The organism is Actinomadura sp. WAC 06369 (genome assembly GCF_003947565.1).
Taxonomy (GTDB): domain Bacteria; phylum Actinomycetota; class Actinomycetes; order Streptosporangiales; family Streptosporangiaceae; genus Spirillospora; species Spirillospora rifamycini.
In genome coordinates, this window is record NZ_QHJN01000027.1 from 42529 (window position 1) to 65010 (window position 22482).

Genomic DNA, 22482 nt, shown 5'->3' on the forward strand with positions numbered 1-22482 from the left:
CCGGAACGGCGCGTCCGCGAAGAATGCCGCTCCGCGCGGCTCCGCTCGGTACGGTGTCGCCCGGAGGAAACCATGACGATCGATGCCGATCCGGGCGCCCTGCTCGACCGGGCCCGGAAGTACGAGCGGCAGGGCCGCCCCGAGGAGGCCGCGAAGGCGTTCGGGGAGGCCGCCGGACGGCTGGCGGCGCGCGGCGACCGGGCCGCCGCGGCCGGGGTCGCGGCCCGCCGGGCGCGGGCGCTCGCGGCGGCCGGGCGCGTCGACGACGCGCTCCGGGTGCTCGCGGCCGCCGAGGAGGCGGCCGGTCCGGCGGGCGGGGAGCTGCGCGCGGCGCTCGACGGGCACGCCGCGCACGTCCTGGCCGCGGCCGGGCGCGCGGGCGAGGCGGCGCGGCGGGCGTGGGCGGCGATGGCCGCGTTCCGCACGCTGGGCGACGACCGCCGCGCGGACGTCGCGGGCGTCCACGCGGCGCGGCTCATCGTCGAGGACGCGGGGCCCCGCGCGGCGGTGGAACCGCTGCGCGACCTGCTGGGGCGGCTGGCGCCGGACGGCGACGGGCACCGCCGGGTCGCGCGCCTGCTGGCGGACGCCGAGCGGCGGCCCGACCGCGACTTCGACGTGCTCGTCACCGACCCGAACGGGGCGGGGTGGGGCGCGCTCGCGGCGGCGCTCGGCGTGGGCGCGCACCTGGCCGTCGGCAACGGCGTCGCGTGGAACACGCTCGGCGAGCCGGGATCGCGGGACGACCGCGTGCTGCTGGAACGCGACTGGGGCGTGACCGACGCGGCGGGCTGGCGGGAGCAGGTCCGGGCGCTGCTGGACGCGGAGAACTCCGACCCCGGCATCCAGATGGTCCTCGACCGGCGGGCGCCCGGCATGGAGCCGGCCTCGTGGCGGGCCGCGATCGCCGGGTGGTGCGCCGAGCGGAACGTGTCGGAGGCGACCACCCGGAACGTGATCGAGATGTCGGGGCTGGTCCTGCGGTACGAGGAGCGGTTCCGCGCCGACGGTCTGCTCGGGCCGGACGAGCTGGTGGAGAGCGTGTACGGCTACGACTTCGGGCGCGCCGTGAACATGGCCCGCTGGGGTCTGGGCGCCGGGTTCTGCGAGGCCGACGAGGCCGAGCGGTGCGTCCTGACGGCCGGGCGCCGCGCCCACCAGGTGTACTCGTCGTGGGAGTCGTTCTCCGCCGGGTACGTGCTCGGCCGGATGCTGCGGTTCGACGAGGGCGAGTTCGGCCAGTGGTACGCGCGCTCGGTGGTCGGGCACCGCATCCTCGCCGAGGACCCCGCCAGCCCCTGGCGCCGCATGGCGTGGGGCTGACGGGCGCGGGCGGCGGCCTCAGGCGAGGGCGTCGATCTCCGCGGTGAGGGCCCGCTTGGCGGCGCCGTCCAGGCAGGACGCCGCGACGGCGTTGCGGGCGAGCGCGGCCAGTTCGGCGCGGCCGAGCCCGAACGCCGCGGCGGCGGCGCGGTACTCGCCGGTCAGCGTGGTGTCGAACATGGGCGGGTCGTCGCTGTTCAGCGTGACGAACAGGCCGGCCTCCAGCATGCGGGGCAGCGGGTGGTCGGCGAGCGCGGCGACCTGGCCGGTGCAGACGTTGGAGGTCGGGCAGACCTCGAGGGGCGTGCCGGTGTCGCGGAGATGCGCCATCAGCCGCTCGTCGCGGACGCAGGCGATGCCGTGCCCGAGCCGCTCGGCGCCGAGGTGCTCGATGGCCTCCCACATCGTCTCGGGCCCGGTCATCTCGCCGGCGTGCGGGAGGCTGCGGAGCCCGGCGGCGCGGGCGGCGCGGAACGCGTCCCGGATCTCGTCGCGGATCGCGGCGCGCATCTGCTCGATGCCGCCGATCCCGAAGCCGACGAGCGCCTCCGCCGGGTGCTCCAGCGCGGCGGTGACGGTGCCCTTCACCCCTTCGATCCCGAAGTCGGCGGGGATGTCGTAGATGTAGGCGACCTGGATGCCGTGCAGCTCCCGCGCCCGCCGCGCGGCGATGTCGAGCGCCTCGCGCACCGCGTGGTGCGGGATCCCCGCGCGGGTGTGCGCCTGCGGGGTGACGGTCAGCTCGACGTACCGGACGTTCTGGGCGGCGAGGTCGCGGGCGGCGCCGAGCACGAGCGTCGCGACGTCCTCGGGCGTCCGGACGAGGTGGTTCACCCGGTCGTAGACCTGGGCGAAGTGGGGGAAGTCGGTGAACTTGTAGAACGCGCGCAGCTCGCGCTCGTCCACGGGCACCCCGCCGTCGGGGTGCCGGCGGGCGAGTTCCAGGACGGTCGGGACGGACGCCGAGCCCACGAGATGCACGTGGAGTTCGACCTTGGGCAGGGCGTCGATGAAAGCCTCGATGGACGTGGTCTGGGTCAGCACGCGGCGACGCTAACAGCGGCACGAGCGGCCGGAACAGGGAAACCGGGCGAACCTGCCACGAAATTGTGAAGTTCCCCCGAAGCGGGCACGATGGGGGTGTGCGCGCGTCCCGGTTGATCTCACTCGTCCTGCTTCTGCAGTCGCGCGACCGCATGACGGCGGCCGAGCTGGCACGGGAGCTGGAGGTGTCGGAGCGAACCGTGTACCGGGACGTCGAGGCGCTCTCGGCCGCCGGGGTCCCGGTGTACGCCGAGCAGGGCCGCGCCGGGGGCTACCGCCTCGTCGCCGGGTACCGGACCCGGCTGACCGGGCTCAGCCGGGAGGAGGCCGAGGCGCTCTTCCTGTCGGGCCTGCCGGGCCCGGCCGGGGACATGGGCCTCGCCGACGCCGTGGCCGCCGCCGAGCTGAAGGTGCTCGCCGCGCTGCCGGGCCCGCTGCGGGACGCGCCCGCCCGCGCCGGGCAGCGGTTCCACCTGGACGCGCCCGGCTGGTTCCACGCCCCGGCGCCTCCGCCGCTGCTGCGCGGGCTCGCCGCCGCCGTGTGGTCGGACGCGGAGGTCGAGTTGCGGTACCGGCGCAAGGACGGCGAGGTGACGCGGACGGCCGACCCGTACGGGCTCGTCCTGAAGAACGGCACCTGGTACCTGGTGGCGCTCGTCGACGGGCGGGGCCGCACGTACCGGGTGGACCGGATCGCGGCGGTGGCGCCGACGGGCGCGACGTTCGACCGCGACGTGGACTTCGACCTCGCGGAGTACTGGCGGGAGCAGGCGGACGCGTTCGCCCGGTCGATGCTGCACGAGGAGATCACCGTGCGGCTCGGCCCGGAGGGGATGCGCCGGCTGCGGTTCGCGGCGACCGAGCACGCGGTGCGCCGGGCCGTCGAGGCAGCCGGGGAGCCCGACGCGGACGGGTGGCGGACGACCGTGCTGCCGGTCGAGTCGCTCGACGTCGCGGCGACCGAGATGCGGATCCTCGGCGCGGACGTCGAGGTGCTGGGCCCGCCGGAGCTGCGGGCGCGGATGGCCGAGACCGCCGCCCGGCTCGCGGCGCTGTACGCGCGGCCGGGCGGCGGCGGTGGCCGCGGGGACGGCGGTACCTGCGACGGCGGTTCCAAGGACGGTGCCGACGACGGTGCCGACGACGGCACGCGGGTCAGCGGTAGCCGGTGACGTCGGCGGGCCTGCCCGCCATCGCGACCTCGGTGATGTAGGTGTAGGCGTCCGGCCGGCTGCCGTCGACGTCGGTGAACCCGTAGACCTTCGCGAGCCCGCCGCTGGACTGCGACGTCCCGTTCCAGCGGGCCCGCTCCGGGTCGGCCGCGAGGGCCGCGACGGCGCGGCCGACGAACGCGGGCGTCTCGGAGATCGCGAAGTGCGGATCCTTCGCCGTCCCGTCGGTCCAGGTGTCCTCGGTGACGCCGAAGTGCTCGAGCATCGCCTCCGACCGCAGCCAGCCGGGCGTCACCGACACGGCCGTCCCGCCGTACGGGGCGATCTCCACGGACTGGGCGAGCGCCATGCGGATCACGGCGGTCTTGGCCAGGTCGTAGAAGTAGCCGCAGTCCTTGCGGTAGTCCGCGTTGAACTCGGCGGTCCCGTCGGTGATCTCGACGACGAGACCGCCGGGCTCGCGGACCAGCAGGGGCAGTGCCGTGTGGCTGGTGACGGCGTGGGTGTCGACGGCGAGCCGCAGCATGCGCAGCCCGTTCTCCAGCGACTGCTCCCACAGCGGCTTGCCGAACTCGAAGAGGTGGTCGCTGCCCCAGATGTCGTTGACCAGGACGTCGAGCCGGCCCCGTTCGCCGTCGATGCGGCGGACGAGGCCGTCCACCTGCGCGGGGTCCAGGTGGTCGACCCGGACGGCGATCCCCTCGCCGCCCGCCGCCGTGACCAGCTCGGCGGTGTCCTCAATGGTCTCGGGACGGTCCATCTCCGACCGCGCGGACCGGGTGGTCCGTCCCGTGCAGTACACGGTGGCTCCGGCGGCGCCGAGCTCGACGGCGATGCCGCGGCCCGCGCCCCGGGTGGCGCCGGCGACCAGCGCGACCTTCCCCGCCAGCGGCGCGCTCTCGGTTTCGTGCTCGCTCATGCCGCCGATGCTGGCAGCGAAACCTGACAGCGCGCGTCAGTCTTCGGCCGGGCCGCCGGAGATCTTCTCCGGCGTCAGCCGAAGATGCTGACGCCGCCGGGGCCGACGAGCAGGCCGACGACGATGAGGACGATGCCCCAGAGGAGGTCGCGACGGGCGATCAGGACGTAAGCGCCGGCGATCACGAGGATCACCGCGATGAGCCAAAGAATGAACATCATGGCTCCGGGGTCCCCCGGTAGATGACCACGAAACACCCAACTCGATCCGGCCGACCGAAAACCGGGTTCTGTGCCCGGCAAAGGAGGCCCCGGGCCATGGCCGCCGACGCGGAGGAGGGAGCGCGCCTCCCTCCTCCGCCGGGATAACGGCGATCACGCGCGCCGCGAGCGGCGCGGTGGCCGAACCCCGATTCTGCCGTGCCGGACCGGACGAAGTCAGCACCTCAAGGACCATTTTCGGCAGTCCGCAATCCGCCTCCGGAACGATGTTCGGTTCATCACTCCGGAGGGGGCGGCGGACCGGGCCGCCCGCCCGCCCGGGACCGGAGACGGTCAGCGGCAGAGCCGCAGCACGTTCGCCACGATGCGGTGCCCGGCGCCGCCCGCCGCCGTGAGGATCGACTCCGGATGGAACTGGACGGCCCAGCGCCGCCGCTCCGCGTTCTCGATCGCCATCACCACGTCCCCGGTGGTCGCCGTCACCTGGAAGCCCCGCACCCGGTCGGGCGTGGCGTGCAGCGAGTGGTAGCGGGCGGCGGTGAACTCGTCCGGGAGCCCCTCGAACAGCCCGCCGCCGGTCACCTTCACCTGGCCGGGCTTGCCGTGCGACGGCTCGGGCAGCAGGTCCAGGGAGCCGCCCGCGTGCTCGACCATCGCCTGCAGGCCGAGGCAGACGCCGAAGACGGGCAGGCCCCGGGCGTCCAGGGCGTCCAGCAGGTCTCGCGTCGCGAAGTCGTCCGGGCGTCCCGGCCCCGGCGACAGGACGACCAGGTCGGGGGCGTGCTCGTCCAGGAGCCGCGCGGGGAAGCCGTGCCGGAGCGTGACCACGCCGGCGCCGTGCTGCCGGAAGTAGTCGGCGAGGGTGTTGACGAACGAGTCCTCGTGGTCGACGAGCAGCACCTTCAGCCCGTCCCCCGGGCGCTCCGGCGCGGGCTCCGGCTCCCGGTCCGCCTCCGGCTCCGCGCCGTCCCGCGCGGTCGCCGCGAGCGCGCCCAGCAGCGCGCTCGCCTTCAGGTGCGTCTCGCGCTCCTCCTCGTCGGGGTCGGAGTCGTAGAGCAGCGTCGCGCCCGCCCGCACGGTCGCGACGCCGTCGCGGATCTGCGCCGTCCGGAGGGTGAGGCCGGTGTTCATGGACCCGTCGAACCCGACGAACCCGACCGCGCCGCCGTACCAGCGGCGCGGCGAGTCCTCGTGGTCCTCGATGAACTGCATCGCCCACGTCTTCGGCGCCCCGGTCACCGTCACGGCCCACATGTGGGTGAGGAACGCGTCGAGCGCGTCGAACTCCGGCCGCAGCCGCCCCTCGATGTGGTCCACGGTGTGGATGAGCCGCGAGTACATCTCGATCTGCCGGCGGCCCAGCACCCGCACGCTGCCCGGCACGCACACCCGCGACTTGTCGTTGCGGTCCACGTCCGTGCACATCGTCAGCTCGGACTCGTCCTTCGCCGACGCCAGGATCGTGCGGATCTGCTCGGCGTCCTGCAGCGCGTCGCCGCCGCGCTTGATCGTCCCCGCGATCGGGCAGGTCTCCACGCGGTCGCCGGTCACCCGCACGAACATCTCGGGCGACGCGCCCACCAGGTACTCGCCGTCACCGAGGTTGAACAGGAACTCGTACGGCGCCGGGTTCGTCTCGCGCAGCCGCTCGAAGAACGCGGCGGGCGAGTCGCAGCGGCCGTGCATGGCGTGGCCGGGCGTCACCTCGAACAGGTCGCCGCGGACGAACCGCTCCTTGGCGTCCCGCACCATCTGCGCGTACACGCCCGGAACGGGCTGCGGGGGGAGTTCCGCCGGGACGACGGGAGGCGTCGGCTCCGTGTCCCGCGGGAGCCCGGCGGTGGCGGTCCCGCCGACCTCGAAGTCGTAGGAGATGCGGTGCGAGGTCTCGCGCTTGCGGTCCACGACGACCATCTCGTCGGCCAGGTGCAGCACGAGGTCCCGCTGGTCGTCCGGCCGCTCCAGGCGCGGTCGCAGCGGCTCGAACTGCAGCGACAGGTCGTAGCCGAACGCCCCGTACAGGCCGAGGTGCGGGTCGTCGCAGCGGAACAGGTCGACGACGGCGCGCAGGGCGGTGAAGACCGTCGGCTGCCGGCTGCGCTCCTCCTCGGGGAAGAACTCCTCCGTGGGCGGGACGAACACCGCGCACTCGCCGGGCCCGTCGGCCCGCACCTCGCCTGTCCCGCGCAGCACTTCGGCGACCGCGGGCAGCACGACCCGGCCGCGCCCGTTGAGGGCCCGCGCCGCGACCGTCCGGCCGCGCGCGACGATCTCCAGGCACGGGTCGACGTACGCCATGTGCCAGCGGCTGTACCGGCCGGGATACTCCATGCCGGAGCTGAGCACCCCGCCGCGCCGCTCCCCCACGGCGGCGACGAGCGCGTTCAGCACGTCGGACTTGCGCTCGGGGTCGACGGGCGCGGCGGTACGGGTCACCCGTACGCCCCCGGCCGTGACGAACTCGCCGGTCGTCGGCTGTTGTGAGACGGTCTCCACCGCGGTGGCCCCTCATCGTCGGGCCCTGCACCGGACGGACGAGAGGTCACCGACCGCCGGGTGAGGGCGGTCGCCTGGTTTTGGAACGTGCACGAACCGGCGCCGCCTTAGCGGCGCCACCACCACTGGCCGGTGATTCGGCGGGGCACGGTTCGCATGCGACGAGCCTACCGGGTCGCGGCACCCCGGGTCGACAGGCGGAGAAAGTGCGGCGCCACCTGCGGCAACGCGGACCGGAACGCTCCACTCAAGTCGTGGCGCGACCGATATCGACCCGTGACCCCCGTCACGGTACGCTCACCCGGTTTCACCCGTGACACGGCCCCGTCTCGCCATCCGGACGGGCCGGGCGCCGATCGTCCGCGACGAGGAGGACCCCCTTGACCTCGAAGGAAAGACCCGACGAACCGGAGACCCCGGCATCGGCCGGGGAGCCCCGCTCGGACCGCAGCCCGTGGAACTGGCTGCTGATCGTGCCGGTCGTCGTGCCGCTGCTGACCTTCTTCTACAACAGCGACTCGCCCCGGCTGGCCGGTGTCCCCGCCTTCTACTGGATGCAGATGATGTTCATCCCGCTCGGCGTGGCGTGCACCGTCATCGTGTACCGCATGACCAGGAAGCGGGGCTGAGCCGGTGGCGAGCGATCACATCACCGAGATCGTCATCTTCTCGGTGCTCTTCCTTCTGGTCAGCGGGATGGGCTTCGTCGCGGCGCGGTGGCGCAAGGCCGAGACGATGGACAACCTGGACGAGTGGGGGCTGGGCGGCCGCAGCTTCGGGAGCTGGATCACCTGGTTCCTGATCGGCGGCGACCTCTACACCGCGTACACGTTCGTCGCGGTTCCCGCGCTGGTGTTCGGCGCCGGCGCGGCGGGCTTCTTCGCGGTCCCGTACACGATCGTCGTGTACCCGCTGGTGTTCCTCGTGCTGATCCGGCTCTGGTCGGTGTCGCACGTGCACGGTTTCGTCACGCCCGCGGACTTCGTCCGGGCGCGGTTCGGCTCCCCGACGCTGGCGCTGGCCATCGCGATCACCGGCATCGTCGCGACGATGCCGTACATCGCGCTGCAGCTCGTCGGGATCGAGGCCGTGCTCAAGGCGATGGGCGTGCACGGGCACTGGCCGATCATCATCGCGTTCGTGATCCTGGCGGCCTACACCTACCAGTCGGGGCTGCGGGCGCCGGCGCTGATCGCGTTCGTCAAGGACATCCTGATCTACCTGGTGATCATCGTCGCGGTGCTGTACATCCCCGCGAAGCTCGGCGGCTGGGGCGACATCTTCGACTCGGCGCAGGCCAAGTTCGACGCGTCGGAGAACCCCGGGGACGGCATCCTGCTGGACGGCTCGAACCAGCTGAACTACGCGATGCTGGCGCTGGGCTCGGCGATGGCGCTGTTCCTGTACCCGCACAGCATCACCGGCGTCCTGGCCAGCAAGAACCGCAACGTGATCAAGCGGAACATGGCGGCGCTGCCGGCGTACAGCCTCGTGCTCGGCCTGATCGCGCTGCTCGGCTACATGGCGATCGCCGCCGGGGTGAAGCCGGTCAGCCACGACGGCGAGGCGGACGGCAACACGGTCGTGCCCGTGCTGTTCGACCAGATGTTCCCGGACTGGTTCGCCGGCGTCGCCTTCGCGGCCGTCGGCATCGGCGCGCTCGTCCCGGCGGCCATCATGTCGATCGCGGCGGCGAACCTGTTCACGCGCAACATCTACCGGGAGTACTTCAACCGGAACGCGACGGAGAAGCAGGAGGCGACGGTCAGCAAGCTGGTGTCGCTGGTCGTCAAGGCGGGCGCGGTCGCGTGCATCCTGATGCTCGACCCGCAGTTCTCCATCGACCTGCAGCTGATCGGCGGCGTGATCATCCTGCAGACGCTGCCGGCGGTCGCGCTCGGCCTGATGACGCGCTGGTTCCACCGGGGCGCGCTCATCGCCGGGTGGGCGGCGGGCCTGCTCGTGGGCCTGGCGCTGCTGTACCAGATCCCGAACCCGGCCAAGGGCAAGGAGCACTTCGGCGGCTCCGCCTACCCGCTGAGCGACTTCGGCTTCGACACGAAGATGACCCTCTACGTGGGCGTCATCGCGCTGCTGGTCAACGTGGTCGTCGCGGTGGTCGGCACGGTGGTCTGCCGGGCGGCGAACCTCAAGGACGGGGTGGACGCGACCAAGGAGGCCGACTACCTCGCCGACGAGAACGACCCGAAGATCAAGGAGATCGAGATGACCGGCAGCACCTGAGCGGTCCCCCGATTCCCGGCGGCCCGCGGCCGGCTCTCCCCGAGCCGGCCGCGGGCCGCCCCGCGTTCCGGCGCCGCAACGGCCGATCGCGCGCGTTTCCGGGCACGCCGATGGCCCGACCGTCTGCTCGTTCGGACGGCCGGGCCGATTCCTTTTCGGCTCTTGACAGGCGGACGACAGGACATCGAAGGTACGTGAACGATCACGTTAACGTTAATGTGACGCAGCCGACATGGGAAGGCCCCCACGCGACATGAGGAAACCCCGTCCCCCCGCCCGCTCGACCGCCGCGCGGCTGGCCGCCGTGCTCGCGGCCGCCGGGTGCGGCGCGGCGCTGCTCGCGCCGCCCGCGAACGCGCAGCCCCGGCCGGACCGGCGCCCCCTCGACCTACGGATCGCGACGTACAACACCTGCGGGCACGGGTGCCTGCCGACCGAGCAGGAGTGCGTCGACACGATCGGCCGCGACTGCGCGACCAAGCTGGCCCCGTGGGCCGGCGGCCGCGCCGCCGAGGTCGCCGACGACGTGGCGCGGGCCCGCGCCGGAGTCGTCGTCACTCAGGAGATCGGCAACAACGCGACGCCGACGCAGCCGGGCGTGGACGTCGAGTCGTTCCGGGCGCCGCTGACCGAGGCGATGCGGGAACGCGGCTACGCCGAGGCGCCCGCCGACTACGCCGGAACCCGCCACCCGGTGGAGGGCTATCCGCTGAAGTCGGGCGCGGGCCGCTTCACCTACTACGACGCGCGCCGGTTCTCCCACCTGGACGAGCGCGGCCGGGAACTGCCGCACGACCTGCTGTGGCTGCCCGACTCCACCGAGATCTACGGCAAGACGATGACCTGGAACACCCTCCGCGACCTGCGGACGGGGACGCGCTTCGTCGTCGTCGACATGCACCTGGAGTACCGCAAGAACGGCGCCACCGACCCGAACGGCTGGACGAAGAACTGGGACGAGGTCCGGTACGCGGACGCGCTCCGAACGGCCCGGTACCTCACCCGCGACAACCCGTACACGCGGCGGCTGCCGATCGTGTTCGCCGGCGACATGAACTCCGCCTCGACGGCGGACGGCGCGAGCCCGCACGACGCGTTCGCCGACGCGGGCTACGCCGACGCCTTCGAGTCCGCGCCCGCCGCGCGGCGCACGGGCGCCGAGTACGCGTCGTTCAACGGCGGCCGGATCCCGCTGCCGCGCTCCGCGGACAAGATCGACCGCATCTTCGTCCGGAACGGGACGCGCGTCCTGCAGTGGACGCTCGTCCCGCAGACGGACGCGCAGGCCGGCGAGCCGCGCGACCTGCTGCGTTCCGACCACAACATGGTGCACGCCACCGTCAGGATTCAGGAGCCCACCCGATGAGCGTTACCCCGAGCGAGCGGTCCCTGGCCGCGGAACTCCGGCGGGCCGACCCGGCCCTGTCGCGCTTCAACCCGCTGGAGCGCATCCTCGTCCACGACGACTTCAACACCGGCACGCACGGCTGGATCGAGCTGCTCGGCAACTACGACGGGCACGGGAACCTCGACACCGTCGACGACCACATGCGCGACTTCCGGCCGCCGCAGCTCAGCTCGTGCAACTTCTTCGACGTCGGCACGCACGGCGCGATGTCGGGGACGTACGCGCTGAAGGTCGCCACGCGCCCGCTGGCCGGGCACACCGGCGTCGCGATCCGGCGGCTCACGATGGCCGGGCGGGGCCGCGTCCAGTTCGAGGCGTACCTGACGTTCAAGACCGAGGCGGCGTCGGAGGAGAACCGGGCGGCCGACAAGGCCGGCGCCGGGCCGTGGGACGCGAACCTGCACCCGTCGGAGCAGCAGTTCGGCGCCTTCACGATCGCGACCGACATCTGCGACGGCGTCCGGTACCACTGCGTCGCCCGCTACCTGAACACCGACCTGGAGAACCGGCTCCGCCGCGAGTGGGTGTACCCGACGGTGCCGGAGCCGACCCCGCGCGAGCACTTCGAGGGCAAAATCAAGCTCCCGCCGACCGCCGACTTCACCGCGCCGGAGCCGGACGACTGGAAGCCGTTCGGCGGCCCGCAGGAGCTCTGCTACAACGAGGTGCCGACCAAGGTGAACTGGCACTACGTGCGGTGGCTGATCGACACGAGCACCAGGTCGAACATCGAACTGCAGGTCAACGACACCGTCTACGACATGCGGGACGTGCCCGTCCCCCCGTACGACGAGGAGTACGGCTCGCTGCAGAATCTGCTCAACTTCTACGTCTCGGTCAGGACCCACACGGACGTGCGGAACTTCCTGTACCTGGACTCGGTACTGATTTCGGTGGACTGGTGAGGAGCACCGGCACGATGCGCGAATCGTTCACGGCCGTCCTGGAACGCAACCGCACCCTGGCGGGCGAGTTCGCGACGGAACCCTATGAGGCGGCGTGGGCCGCGGAGGCGCGCTGGTTCGTCCGGACGCTGGAGCGGACGGGCGCGGCGGCGCGGATGCGGGTGACCACGCAGGTCTCCCCCGACGGGCTGCACTGGTGCGACCTCGACGCGGAGCGCGAGATCGCCGGCGACCTCGTGAGCTGGGAGTCGACCGGGTTCGGCGGCTGGCTGCGGCTGAAGGGCGTCGTCGACGCCGCCGACGGCACCGACGCCGCGGACGGCGCGGACGCGCCCGCCGCCAAGGTGATGATCTACCTCGCGCTGAAGAGCTAGGAGGGGCCCGTCATGGACCTGCGCAGGCGCGAGTTCCTCGCGCTGACCGGCCTGGCCGCGTCGGCGGTGGCGCTCGGCGGATGCGGCCGGGCCGGCGGGTCCGCGCCGGACGGCTCGCTGCGCGCCGCGTTCGGGCAGCCGGTCACCGACCTGGACCCCTACAACGCGGGGACGGCGGTGGACGAGGCGTCGCTCATCGTCAAGCGGCTCGTGTTCGACACCCTCGTCCGGCACGAGGACGGGCGGCTGGTACCGGGTCTGGCGACCTCGTGGAAGCGGGCGGACGACACGACGTGGGTGTTCGACCTGCGTCCGGGCGTCCGCTTCCACGACGGGAGCCCGCTCACCGCGCGGGACGTCGTCGCCTGCGTCGAGCGGACGAAGGCGGTCAAGTCGGCCCAGTCCGCGCTGTGGGCGCCCGTCGCGTCGGTGCGCGCGGACGGCGACCGGCGCGTCACGTTCACCACGGACGGCCCGATGGGCACGCTGCCGGTGAACCTGACGCTGCTGTTCGTCGTCCCCGCGCGGCTCGTCGCCGACCCGGCGCAGAAGCGCCGCCCCGTTGGCTCGGGGCCCTTCCGGGTCACCGGGTTCACCCCGTCGACCGCCGTCGAGCTCGCCCGCTTCGACGGCTACTGGGGCGGCCCCGCCGCGCTCCCCGGCGTCTCGATGCCGTACATCGGGGAGACGTCCAGCGCCGTCACCGCGCTGCGCAACGGGGACGTCGATCTGCTGTGGCCCGTGCCGTCCGACCAGCTCGGCGAGGTGGAGGGGCGGCGCGGGGTGCGCGTCGAGACGGTGCCGAGCTGGACCTACTACCTGGCGTGGTTCAACTGTCGGCGCGAGCCGTTCACCGACCCGCGCGTCCGGCGCGCGATGTGGCAGGCGCTGGACCTGGAGACGATCGTCGGGCGGCTGTTCGGCCGGGGCGCCGAGCGGATGCGCGCGCCGATCCCGTCGACGGTGTTCGGGTACGCCGAGCAGCCGCCGTACCGGTACGACCCGGACGCCGCGCGCCGGGCGCTGCGGGACGCCGGCCTCGGGGACGGCTTCGACACCACGATGATGTGGTTCGACGCGACCGGGCCGCTCGCCCGCGAGCTGGCCCAGTCGATGATCTCGGACTGGGACGCGGTCGGCGTCCGGGTCCGGCCGCAGAGCATCGAGAAGGCCCAGTGGCTCCAGCGCCTCAACTCCCTCGACTGGGACATGGAGCTGCAGACCAACACCGTCACCACCGGCGACGCGGCGTTCACCCTCGGCCGCCTCTACACCTCGGAGGCCGACCGGATGGGCTACCGCAACCCCGACCTGGACGCCGTCCTCGCCGAGGCGGGCGAGAGCGCCGACCCCGCGCGGCGCCGGGAGCTGTACGCGCGGGCGTGCGGCACCATCTGGGAGGACGCGGTCGGGATCTTCCCGGCCGCGCTGACCACCGCGTACGGCCTGCGTTCCGGGCTCACCGGGTTCACCGCGGCCGCCAACAACCAGCCCGACCTGTCGACGGTCGGGAGGAGGGCGGGAACGCCATGACACCGCGCCGCAGGGCCACCCTGCGCGACATCGCCGCCGCGCTCGACCTCTCGGTGAACACCGTGTCCCGCGCCCTCGCCGGCAAGGACGCGGTGAGCGCGGAGACCCGCGAGCGGGTGCGCGCCGAGGCGGAACGGCTCGGCTACGTGCCGAACACGATGGCGCGCTCCCTGGTGCAGGGGAACGCGATGACGATCGGGCTCGTCATCACCAACCCGTCGAACCCGTTCTACACCCGGCTGATCAGCGCCATCGAGGAGCGCGGCCGGGTCCGCGGCTACTCGCTGATGCTGATGGTCACCGAGGACAGCGTCGACAACGAGCGCCGCGTGGTGGACGAGCTGATGCGCTGGGGCGTGGACGGCGTGCTCGCCGTGCCCGTCCAGCACGGGTCGGACCACTGGGCGCGGCTCGGCGCGGCCGGGACGCCCGTGGTGCTCGTCAACCGCGACCTGCCGGGGCTCGACGCCGACCTGATCGGCGTGGACTACTACGGCAGCGCGCGGCTGGCCACCGAGCACCTGCTCGCCGGCGGGGCCCGCGAGCTGTTCCTCGTCGAGGAGGACCTGGACATCTCCCCCGTCGCGGAGCGCGTCCGGGGGTTCCGGGCGGTGCTCGCCGAGCACGGCGTGCCGCTCCGCGACGACCACATGGTCAAGGTCCCGACGCGGCGGCGGGAGGCCAGCTCGCAGCCGTGGGACCCCGTCGACTCCTACGAGATAGGGCGGGGGCTCGCCGCGCGCATCGGGCCCGGCGCCGCCGTCCTGGCGGGCAACGACTACTTCGCGCTCGGGGTGTACCGGGCGTTCACCGAGCACGGGCTGAGCGTCCCGCGCGACGTCCGCGTGGCGGGCCACGGCGACCACCCCTTCGCCGCCTACCTGGCGCCGCCGCTCACCACGGTCCGGCTGCCCGCCGCCGAGGTCGGCGCCGCGGCCGTGGACCGGTTGCTGGAGCGGATGGGCGACGGGCCCGCCGCGGGCGGGCCGGCCGCGGACGGGCCGCGGCGGACGCTGCTGCCCGCCGAACTGGTCGTCCGCGCGTCGTCCGCGCCCCCGGAGGGAGGGATCTGATGGGACGGTTCCTGCTCAAACGGGCGTGGCAGGCGGTGATCGTCGCCTGGGGCGCCGTCACCCTCGTGTTCGTCGTCGTCCGCGTCGTCCCCGGCGACCCGGCCGCGCTGATCCTCGGGCCGGACGCCTCCGCCGACCAGCTCGCCGAGGTCCGGGCCCGGTTCGGACTCGACGACCCGCTGTGGCGGCAGTACGCCGTCCACATGGGCGAGGTGCTGCGCGGCGACTTCGGCGACTCGTGGCGGCTCGGCGGCGGCGCGATGGGGGCCGTCCTGGAGCGGTTCCCCGCCACCCTGGCGCTCGCCGCGCTCGCGCTCGTCATCACCCTCGCCGCCGGGTACCCGCTCGGGATGCTGTGCGCCCGCCGGCCGGGCGGGATCCTGGACATGCTGGTGTCCGCAGGCTCGCTGGTCGGCCAGGCCCTGCCGTCGTTCTGGCTCGGCATCGTGCTGATCCTGCTGTTCGCGCGGCAGCTGAACTGGCTGCCGAGCACGGCCGGCGGCGGCCCCGAGGCGGTGATCCTGCCGTCGGTGACGCTCGCCCTGCCGTTCGTCGGATGGCTGGCGCGGCTCGTCCGCAACGGCGCCCTGGAGGAGAGCGGCAAGGACTACGTCCGCACCGCCCGCGCCAAGGGCACCGGCGAGGGGGCCGTGCTGTACGTGCACGTCGCCCGCAACATCGCCCTCCCCGTCGTCACCGTGCTCGGGCTGCTGATGGGCAATTTCATCGCCAACGCCGTGATCATCGAGGTCGTCTTCTCCTGGCCCGGCATCGGCTCGCTGATGGTCGACGCGATCACGAACCGCGACTACGCGGTCGTCGAGGCGGCGATCGTCACGATCACCGTGTCCTACATCGCGCTGAACCTGCTCGTGGACGTCCTCTGCGTCGCCCTCGACCCTCGTCTCACCCCGGAGTCGGCATGAGCGCACTCGCCCCCACCGCCACCTCCGCCCCGAAGTCCCGCTTCCGGGTGCCCGCGCTGCCGGCGCGCGCGTGGGCCGGGCTCGCCGTCGTCGGCCTGTTCGTGCTGGCCGCGCTCATCGGGCCGCTGCTACTGCCGTACGACCCGGTGGCGACGGACCTGCCGCACCGGCTCCTGCCGCCGGGGTCGCGGCTCGCGGACGGGTCGATCGCCTGGCTCGGCACCGACCAGGTCGGCCGCGACATGCTCGCGACGCTGCTCGCCGGGAGCCGGGTGTCGCTGCTGGTCGGCGCGGCGACCGTGCTGATCGGCGGCGCCGCCGGCCTGGTCGCCGGGCTCGTCTCGGGCTACTTCGGCGGCCGGATCGACACGCTGCTGTCGCGTTTCGGGGACGTGCAGCTCGCGTTCCCGTCGATCCTGCTCGCGATCCTCATCGCGGGCGTCCTCGGCCCGAGCATCACCAACATCGTCATCACGCTGGCCGTGACCCGCTGGGTGGTCTTCGCCCGGGTGGTGCGGGCGTCCGCGCTCGCCACCCGCGGCCTCGAGTTCGTCGACTCGGCGCGCGTCCTCGGCGCGGGGCACGCCCGGATCCTGTTCCGGCACGTCCTGCCGTCCTGCTGGCAGCCGCTGCTGGTCGCCGCGACCGTGCAGATCGGCCTGGTGATGGTCGCGGAGGCGTCGCTGAGCTTCCTCGGCCTCGGCATCCCGCCGGACCGGGCGTCGTGGGGCGCGACGGTGTCGGCGGGCCGCGACTACCTCGGCTCCGCGTGGTGGATCTCGACGATGCCCGCGTTCGCGCTGGCCGCGGTGGTCACCGCGGTGGGCGTCGTCGGCGACGCGTTCCGGGACCTGACCGACCCCCGGGCCCAGATCTGAGAGGAACCGCGATGACCGTTCCAGCCGTTCGTCCCCCGCGGCCGCCGGACGCCGCGGACGTCGCCGCGGAACTGCGCGACGTGCACATCGGGTTCCGGTCGGGGCGCGACGTCGTCCCGGTCGTCCGGGGCGTCGGGCTGCGCCTGCGGCGCGGCCGGGTGCTCGCCCTGGTCGGCGAGTCCGGCAGCGGCAAGAGCCTGACCTCCCTCGCGCTGATCGGCCTGCTGCCGCCCGGCGCCGAGATCACCGCGGGCGCCGTCCTGCTCGACGGCGAGGACACCGCCGGGTTCTCCGCCCGGCGGTGGCGGGAGGCGCGCGGCGACCGCGTCGCGATGGTCTTCCAGGACCCGATGGCCGCGCTGAACCCGGGCTTCACCGTCGGCCGGCAGATCGCCGAGCCGTTCCGGCGGCGGCTCGGCCTCGGCAGGCGCGAGGCCCGCGAGCGGGCCGTCGCGCTGATGCGCGAGGTCGGCATCGCCGACGCCGAGTCCCGCTACGACGACCACCCGCACGAGTTCTCCGGCGGCATGCGGCAGCGCGCCGTGATCGCGATGGCGCTGGCGCTCGGCCCGTCCGTCCTGCTCGCCGACGAGCCCACCACCGCCCTGGACGTCACCGTGCAGGCGCAGATCCTGCGGCTGCTCGCGCGGCGGCAGCAGGAGTCGGACCTCGCGACGCTGCTGGTGTCGCACGACCTCGGCGTCGTCGCGAAGGTGGCGCAGGAGGTCGCCGTCATGTACGCGGGCCGCATCGTGGAGCGGGGCCCGCTGGACGCCGTCTACACCAGGCCCGCGCACCCCTACACGCTCGGCCTGCTGGAGGCTATGCCGGACGCGCGGGAGGGCGGGCGGCTGAAGCCGATCCCGGGCGCGCCGCCGGACCCGCGCCGCCCGCCGGGCGGGTGCGCGTTCCACCCGCGCTGCCCGTTCGCGACGGACGTGTGCCGGACCGAGGACCCGCCCGCCACCGAGGACGGCGACCGCGCCGTCGCCTGCCACCACGCCGACGAGGTGACCGCGTCCCGGCCCGCGGCCGCCCGGAGCACCGAGGAGCCACGATGACGACCACCGCGCGGGACACCGGGCACGTCCTGAAGGTCAGCGGCCTGGTGGCCGGGTACGAGCGGCCCGGCCGCCACGGCTTCGGGCGGCGGCGGGTGCCGGTCGTCGCGGGCGTGGACCTGGCCGTCCGGGCGGGCCGGACGCTCGGCGTCGTCGGCGAGTCGGGGTGCGGCAAGTCGACCCTGGCCCGGGCCGTCGTGGGGCTGCGGCCGGCGTTCGCCGGCTCGATCGAGTTCGCCGGGACCGACCTGGCGTCCGTCCCGGCGCGGCGGCGGCGCCGGCTGAGCCGCGACCTGCAGATGGTGTTCCAGGACCCCTACACGTCGCTGAACCCGAGGATGACGGTCGCCGCCGTCGTCGCGGAGGGCTGGCGCGTCCATCCCGGGATCGTGCCGCGCGCGCGGGAGGCCGCCGAGGTGGCGCGGCTGCTCGAGATGGTCGGGCTGCGTCCCGACCACGGGTCGCGGCGCCTGCACGAGCTGTCCGGCGGCCAGTGCCAGCGCGTCGCCATCGCGCGGGCGCTGGCGCTGCGGCCCAAGCTGATCGTGTGCGACGAGGCCGTGTCCGCGCTGGACGTCTCGGTCCGCGCGCAGATCCTCAACCTGCTCGCCGACCTGCAGGCCGAGCTGGGCGTCGCGTACCTGTTCATCTCCCACGACCTGGACGTGGTCCGGCACGTCGCGGACGACGTGGCGGTCATGTACCTCGGGACGATCGTCGAGCAGGGGACCGCCGCGGACGTGCTCGGCGACCCGCAGCACCCGTACACGCGGGCGCTGGTGTCGGCCGCGCCGTCCGTCCACGACCGGCCGGACCACGACGCGCGGGAGATCGTCCTCGGCGGGGAGGTGCCGTCGCCGGCGTCGCCGCCGGGCGGCTGCCGGTTCCGGACCCGCTGCTACATGGCCGCCGCGGTGTGCGCCGAGCGGGCGCCGGAACCGGTCCGGCGGGACGGGCTGCCGCAGGAGGTGGCCTGCCATTTCGCGGACTCCTCCGGCGGCACCGCCCCGCGCGGACCGGATCAGGCGCGGCCGTAGGAGTCCTCGAGGCGCTCGATGTCGTCCTCGTCGAAGTGCCCGAACGCGATCTCCATGACCCGCACGGCGGGGCCGTCCGAGCTCAGCCGGTGCGTCTCCCCGGCGCGGATGAACACCCGCTCCCCCACCTGCGGCAGGATGCGGCGGCCCGCCACCTCGAAGACCGCGCCGGGGTCGAGGGCGACCCACAGCTCGTCGCGGTCGCGGTGCCGCTGCAGGCTGAGGCGCTGCCCCGGCTCCACGTGGATCAGCTTCACCGTGGACGGCTCGTTGAGCGTGAAGCGCTCGAAGCCGCCCCAGGGCCGCCGCTCGGTCTCGATCTCCGGCTCCGGGCGCAGGTCGGCGTCGGCGGCCGGGTCGGGTCGCAGGTCGGTCTGCACAGTCACCTCGGGGATTCTGGTTCGCGGAACAACTGCTGGGCGCGGGCGCCGGTCGCGGCGGCCGGCAGCCCGCCGAGGATGAGGTCGGCGAGGCCGTCCACCACCGCCTCCCTCGGCACCTCGGCGTCGTGGTCGAGCCACCAGTCGCCGGCGGTCTGCACCATGCCGACGATCGCGTGGCCCCACACGTAGGCGCGGGTCCGGTCCGTCATCTCGCCCTGGGCGACCATGACCTCGGCCAGTTCCCGGCTCAGGTCGCGGATCATCGTGCTCATCACGCTGTGCGTGGCGGCGTCCTCCGCCCCGGCCCGGTGCATGAGGAACCGGTACAGGTTGAGGTTCTTGGAGATCGTCGACAGGTAGGCGTCGATGGTGGACCGGGTGCGCTGCCGGATCGGATCGTCCCGGGAGAACTCGTCCCGGATCGTCCCGATCAGCCGGCGGATGTGCCGTTCGGCCAGCGCCTGGTACAGGCCGCTCTTGTCGCCGAAGTGCCGGTACAGGATCGGCTTGCTGATCCCGGCCTCGGCGGCGATCGCGGCCATGGACGCTTCGGGGCCCTCCCGCTGGATGACCCGGTCGGCGGCCTCCAGCAGGGCGCGCCGGCGGCCGGGATCGCGCCTCGATCCCGGTCCGCCGCCCGCCGTGCCCGTCATGATCCGTTCACCGTACGCCCGGCCCGCGGGCGGGACGGCGGCAGGGTGACCGGAATCGGCCGGGACGGTCGGGCATGCCCCGAACCGTATCGGGGGTGTTACCGGGTGACAACACCGCCGTCCCGGCACCGGTGAGGGCACCGCCGGGGCGCGGCCGCCCCGGGTTCGCCCGCGCGCCGATCATGGGCCGTCCCACCTCCGCGCCGCCGCTACCGGACCGGGAGGCCGGTGACGGTGCGGCCGATGACCAGGCGCTGGATCTCCGACGTGCCCTCGAAGATCGTGAAGATCTTGGAGTCGCGGTGCATCCGCTCGACCGGGTACTCGCGGGTGTAGCCGTTGCCGCCGAGGATCTGGATGGCCTCCTCGGTGACGTACACCGACATCTCGCTGGCGACGAGCTTGGCCATCGAGCCCTCGGCGTTCTCGAAGTCCTTGCCGTTGCGGGCCATCCACGCGGCCCGCCACACCATGAGGCGCGCGGCGTCCAGGCGGGTCTTCATGTCGGCGAGCTTGAACGCGATCGCCTGGAAGTCGCCGATCTTCTTGCCGAACTGCTCGCGCTCGCGCGCGTACTGCAGGGCGTAGTCGTAGGCGGCGCGGCCGACGCCGAGGGCCATCGCGCCGACGGACGGGCGGGTGGTCTCGAACGTCTTCAGCGCGGCCTGGCCCTTGGAGCTCTTGCCCTCCCGGGCCCGCGCGATGCGCTCGTCGAACTTCTCCTTGCCGCCGACGATCAGCCCGGACGGGATGCGCACGTCCTCGAGGATCACCTCGGCGGTGTGGGAGGCGCGGATGCCGTGCTTCTTGAACTTCTGCCCCTGCCGCAGGCCGGGCGTGTTCGGCGGGATGATGAAGCTGGCCTGGCCGCGGCTGCCCAGGTCGGGATGGACGGACGCCACCACGACGTGGACGTCGGCGATGCCGCCGTTCGTCGCCCAGGTCTTGGTGCCGTTCAGCACCCACTCGTCCTTGGCCTCGTCGAACACCGCGCGGGTGCGGATCGACCCGACGTCGCTGCCGGCGTCGGGCTCGGAGGCGCAGAACGCGCCGAGCCGCACGTCGTCGGACGTCCCGAACATCTGCGGCACCCACTCGGCGACCTGGTCCTGGGTCCCCACGGCGGCGACGGACGCGGCGGCCAGGCCGGTGCCGACGATGGACAGCGCGATGCCGGCGTCGCCCCAGAACAGCTCCTCGAAGGCGACCGGGATGCCGAGCCCGGTCGGCTCGAGCCACTGGGTGGCGAAGAAGTCGAGCGAGTACAGCCCGACCTTGGACGCCTCCTGGATCAGCGGCCAGGGGGTCTCCTCGCGCTCGTCCCACTCCTCCGCCGCGGGACGGATGACGTCTCGGGCGAACTCGTGCACCCAATCCCTGACCTCGCGCACGTCCTCGCTGGGCTCCAGCGAGAACGGCGCCGTCTCCGCACTCGTCATGCCAATTGACCCCTTCTCCAATAAGCCTGTGTTACCCACGGTAGCACCACCCGGCGTTACCGCGGGTAACACGGTGGCCGGAGTCACAGGGGAGAAGGGCGCGGAGAGCGTGCCCGAGTCAGCGGCGGCCCGGCGTGACGGGCCGGGACGACGCGTAGCCCGGCACCTCGATCATCGGCGGGCGCTCCCCCACGCCCATGTCGGCCGTGCGGGGATCGTGCCCGTCCGCGGACCGCCGGAACTGGGTGAGCGCCGTCGAGGGGGCGCCCAGCGGAACCATCCGGCCGTGCCGCTCCAGACGCGACCAGGCGGTCACCATGATTTGCCCGGACATGACGCCGAGCGCCTCGGTGCCCTGGTTGGTGTGCACCCGCCGCCCGAGGTCGACCTGCGCGATGGCGTCCAGCCCCGAGTCGCGGTAGATGTCGACCAGCAGGCCGATCTCCACGCCGTAGCCGGTGACGAACGGCAGCCGCTCCAGCAGCGCGCGGCGTCCCGCGTACTCCCCGCCGAGCGGCTGCATCACGCCCGCGAGCAGCGGCCAGTGCATGTTGATCAGCGGGCGGGCGACCAGTTCGGTCACCCGCCCGCCGCCGCCCTCCACGCTGCGCCGCCCGTCGACCAGGGGCCGGTCGTAGCACGCCTTGACGTAGCCGACGGACGGGTCCGTCAGCAGCGGCCCGAGCAGCCCGGTCACGTACGACGAGGTGAACTCGCGCAGGTCGGCGTCCACGAACACGATGATGTCCCCGGACGTCACGGCGAGGGACTTCCACAGCGCCTCGCCCTTCCCGGACATGCGGCCCAGGGCGGGGAGCACCGAGTCCTGCGCCACCACCCGCGCGCCCGCGGCGCGCGCGACGGCGGCCGTCCGGTCGGTGGACCGCGAGTCGATCACGACGATCTCGTCGACGAGCGGGACGCGCCGGACCAGGTCGCCGCGGATGCACTCCACGATGGTCCCGACGGTCGCCTCCTCGTCGCGCGCCGGCAGCACGACGCTGATCCTGCTCGTCCCCTTGGCGGCGAGCAGGACGTGCGGGGGCCAGTCCTCCGCCGTGCTCGTGCGGCGGCGCAGCCACGAAGCCACCTCAGGAAGCACGCGCTCTCCCTCCGACGACGAGCTCTGAAAACCGGACATCCCCCGGAAGGCACACCGGACACCCCAAATCATTCCCTGTCGGGACGACAGTGGACCAATCGCCCTGCCGTGCAGGGGCGTGCGCCATCGTAAAAAGAATCCGGACCGCCGGCCGGGGCGGCGGAGGATGCTCCTATAGATGTCAAGCGGCTAGATCAAGGCCGTTGACGGTGGTTGCTGGTGGGACCAGGGCGTGGTAGACCTCGCGGGCGATGTAGCGTTTGAGGCATCGGATGATCTCTTTCTTGCTCA

21 protein-coding genes are annotated in these 22482 nt (G+C 73.4%); 13 read left to right on the forward strand and 8 right to left on the reverse strand.

What is annotated here, in order from left to right; all coding sequences use genetic code 11:
* Positions 1-72: 72 nt before the first annotated feature.
* Positions 73-1323, forward strand: coding sequence for a DUF1266 domain-containing protein (locus tag DMH08_RS10145; RefSeq protein WP_125613250.1), 1251 nt, complete (start codon positions 73-75; stop codon positions 1321-1323).
* Between the two features lie 18 nt (positions 1324-1341).
* On the opposite strand, the gene add is transcribed toward DMH08_RS10145, so the two are convergent.
* On the reverse strand, positions 1342-2367 hold the full coding sequence (add, locus tag DMH08_RS10150) for an adenosine deaminase (protein ID WP_199747718.1): 1026 nt from the start codon (positions 2365-2367) through the stop codon (positions 1342-1344).
* 98 nt (positions 2368-2465) lie between these two features.
* On the opposite strand from add, the gene DMH08_RS10155 reads away from it, so the two are divergent.
* On the forward strand, positions 2466-3539 hold the full coding sequence (locus DMH08_RS10155; RefSeq protein ID WP_125613251.1) for a helix-turn-helix transcriptional regulator: 1074 nt from the start codon (positions 2466-2468) through the stop codon (positions 3537-3539).
* Here the strand turns inward: DMH08_RS10155 and DMH08_RS10160 are convergent.
* From DMH08_RS10160 to DMH08_RS10165, 3 genes are all read right to left on the reverse strand, one after another.
* Complete coding sequence (locus DMH08_RS10160; protein ID WP_034521861.1) at positions 3523-4458, reverse strand: SDR family oxidoreductase; 936 nt, start codon at positions 4456-4458, stop codon at positions 3523-3525. The two genes, DMH08_RS10155 and DMH08_RS10160, sit on opposite strands and share 17 nt — an antisense overlap.
* Positions 4459-4532: 74 nt before the next feature.
* Positions 4533-4679, reverse strand: a complete 147-nt coding sequence (locus DMH08_RS40945; RefSeq protein WP_169528911.1) for a GPGG-motif small membrane protein — start codon at positions 4677-4679, stop codon at positions 4533-4535.
* 333 nt (positions 4680-5012) lie between these two features.
* Positions 5013-7175, reverse strand: a complete 2163-nt coding sequence (locus tag DMH08_RS10165) for an anthranilate synthase component I (protein ID WP_026406189.1) — start codon at positions 7173-7175, stop codon at positions 5013-5015.
* 380 nt (positions 7176-7555) lie between these two features.
* On the opposite strand from DMH08_RS10165, the gene DMH08_RS10170 reads away from it, so the two are divergent.
* The 11 genes from DMH08_RS10170 to DMH08_RS10220 all read left to right on the forward strand — a co-directional run bounded on the left by DMH08_RS10170 (position 7556) and on the right by DMH08_RS10220 (position 18614).
* Complete coding sequence (locus DMH08_RS10170) at positions 7556-7804, forward strand: DUF3311 domain-containing protein (RefSeq protein WP_026406190.1); 249 nt, start codon at positions 7556-7558, stop codon at positions 7802-7804.
* Positions 7805-7808: 4 nt separating this feature from the next.
* Positions 7809-9419, forward strand: a complete 1611-nt coding sequence (gene mctP / locus DMH08_RS10175) for a monocarboxylate uptake permease MctP (protein WP_026406191.1) — start codon at positions 7809-7811, stop codon at positions 9417-9419.
* 253 nt (positions 9420-9672) lie between these two features.
* A complete protein-coding gene (locus DMH08_RS10180; RefSeq protein ID WP_034521864.1) occupies positions 9673-10785 on the forward strand; it encodes a hypothetical protein in 1113 nt (370 codons plus the stop codon).
* Complete coding sequence (locus tag DMH08_RS10185; RefSeq protein WP_034521866.1) at positions 10782-11732, forward strand: DUF6772 family protein; 951 nt, start codon at positions 10782-10784, stop codon at positions 11730-11732. The genes DMH08_RS10180 and DMH08_RS10185 overlap by 4 nt, the downstream gene beginning before the upstream one ends.
* Before the next feature lie 14 nt (positions 11733-11746).
* Positions 11747-12106, forward strand: a complete 360-nt coding sequence (locus DMH08_RS10190) for a hypothetical protein (protein WP_125613253.1) — start codon at positions 11747-11749, stop codon at positions 12104-12106.
* Positions 12107-12118: 12 nt separating this feature from the next.
* On the forward strand, positions 12119-13639 hold the full coding sequence (locus tag DMH08_RS10195; protein WP_026406195.1) for an ABC transporter substrate-binding protein: 1521 nt from the start codon (positions 12119-12121) through the stop codon (positions 13637-13639).
* Positions 13636-14712, forward strand: coding sequence for a LacI family DNA-binding transcriptional regulator (locus tag DMH08_RS10200; protein WP_026406196.1), 1077 nt, complete (start codon positions 13636-13638; stop codon positions 14710-14712). The genes DMH08_RS10195 and DMH08_RS10200 overlap by 4 nt, the downstream gene beginning before the upstream one ends.
* Positions 14712-15638 carry an ABC transporter permease gene (locus tag DMH08_RS10205; protein ID WP_026406197.1) on the forward strand — a complete coding sequence of 309 codons (927 nt, stop codon included), beginning with the start codon at positions 14712-14714 and terminating at the stop codon, positions 15636-15638. Before DMH08_RS10200 ends, DMH08_RS10205 begins: the two co-directional genes overlap by 1 nt.
* Positions 15635-16516 (forward strand): ABC transporter permease, encoded by an 882-nt coding sequence (locus DMH08_RS10210; RefSeq protein ID WP_026406198.1) that lies wholly within the window; start codon positions 15635-15637, stop codon positions 16514-16516. The genes DMH08_RS10205 and DMH08_RS10210 overlap by 4 nt, the downstream gene beginning before the upstream one ends.
* 11 nt (positions 16517-16527) lie before the next feature.
* A complete protein-coding gene (locus DMH08_RS10215) occupies positions 16528-17577 on the forward strand; it encodes an ABC transporter ATP-binding protein (protein ID WP_084551303.1) in 1050 nt (349 codons plus the stop codon).
* Complete coding sequence (locus DMH08_RS10220; RefSeq protein WP_125613255.1) at positions 17574-18614, forward strand: ABC transporter ATP-binding protein; 1041 nt, start codon at positions 17574-17576, stop codon at positions 18612-18614. The genes DMH08_RS10215 and DMH08_RS10220 overlap by 4 nt, the downstream gene beginning before the upstream one ends.
* On the opposite strand, the gene DMH08_RS10225 is transcribed toward DMH08_RS10220, so the two are convergent.
* The 4 genes from DMH08_RS10225 to DMH08_RS10240 all read right to left on the reverse strand — a co-directional run bounded on the left by DMH08_RS10225 (position 18599) and on the right by DMH08_RS10240 (position 22191).
* The gene (locus DMH08_RS10225) at positions 18599-19000 is read right to left on the reverse strand and encodes a phosphomannose isomerase type II C-terminal cupin domain (RefSeq protein ID WP_233617512.1); all 402 of its coding nucleotides are present in this window, start codon (positions 18998-19000) and stop codon (positions 18599-18601) included. The two genes, DMH08_RS10220 and DMH08_RS10225, sit on opposite strands and share 16 nt — an antisense overlap.
* Complete coding sequence (locus tag DMH08_RS10230) at positions 18997-19650, reverse strand: TetR family transcriptional regulator (RefSeq protein ID WP_125613257.1); 654 nt, start codon at positions 19648-19650, stop codon at positions 18997-18999. Before DMH08_RS10230 ends, DMH08_RS10225 begins: the two co-directional genes overlap by 4 nt.
* A gap of 209 nt (positions 19651-19859) precedes the next feature.
* Entirely contained in the window at positions 19860-21089 is a 1230-nt protein-coding gene (locus DMH08_RS10235; RefSeq protein WP_125613259.1) for an acyl-CoA dehydrogenase family protein, read from the reverse strand.
* A gap of 118 nt (positions 21090-21207) precedes the next feature.
* Complete coding sequence (locus DMH08_RS10240) at positions 21208-22191, reverse strand: glucosyl-3-phosphoglycerate synthase (RefSeq protein ID WP_026406205.1); 984 nt, start codon at positions 22189-22191, stop codon at positions 21208-21210.
* Between the last annotated feature and the right edge of the window lie 291 nt (positions 22192-22482).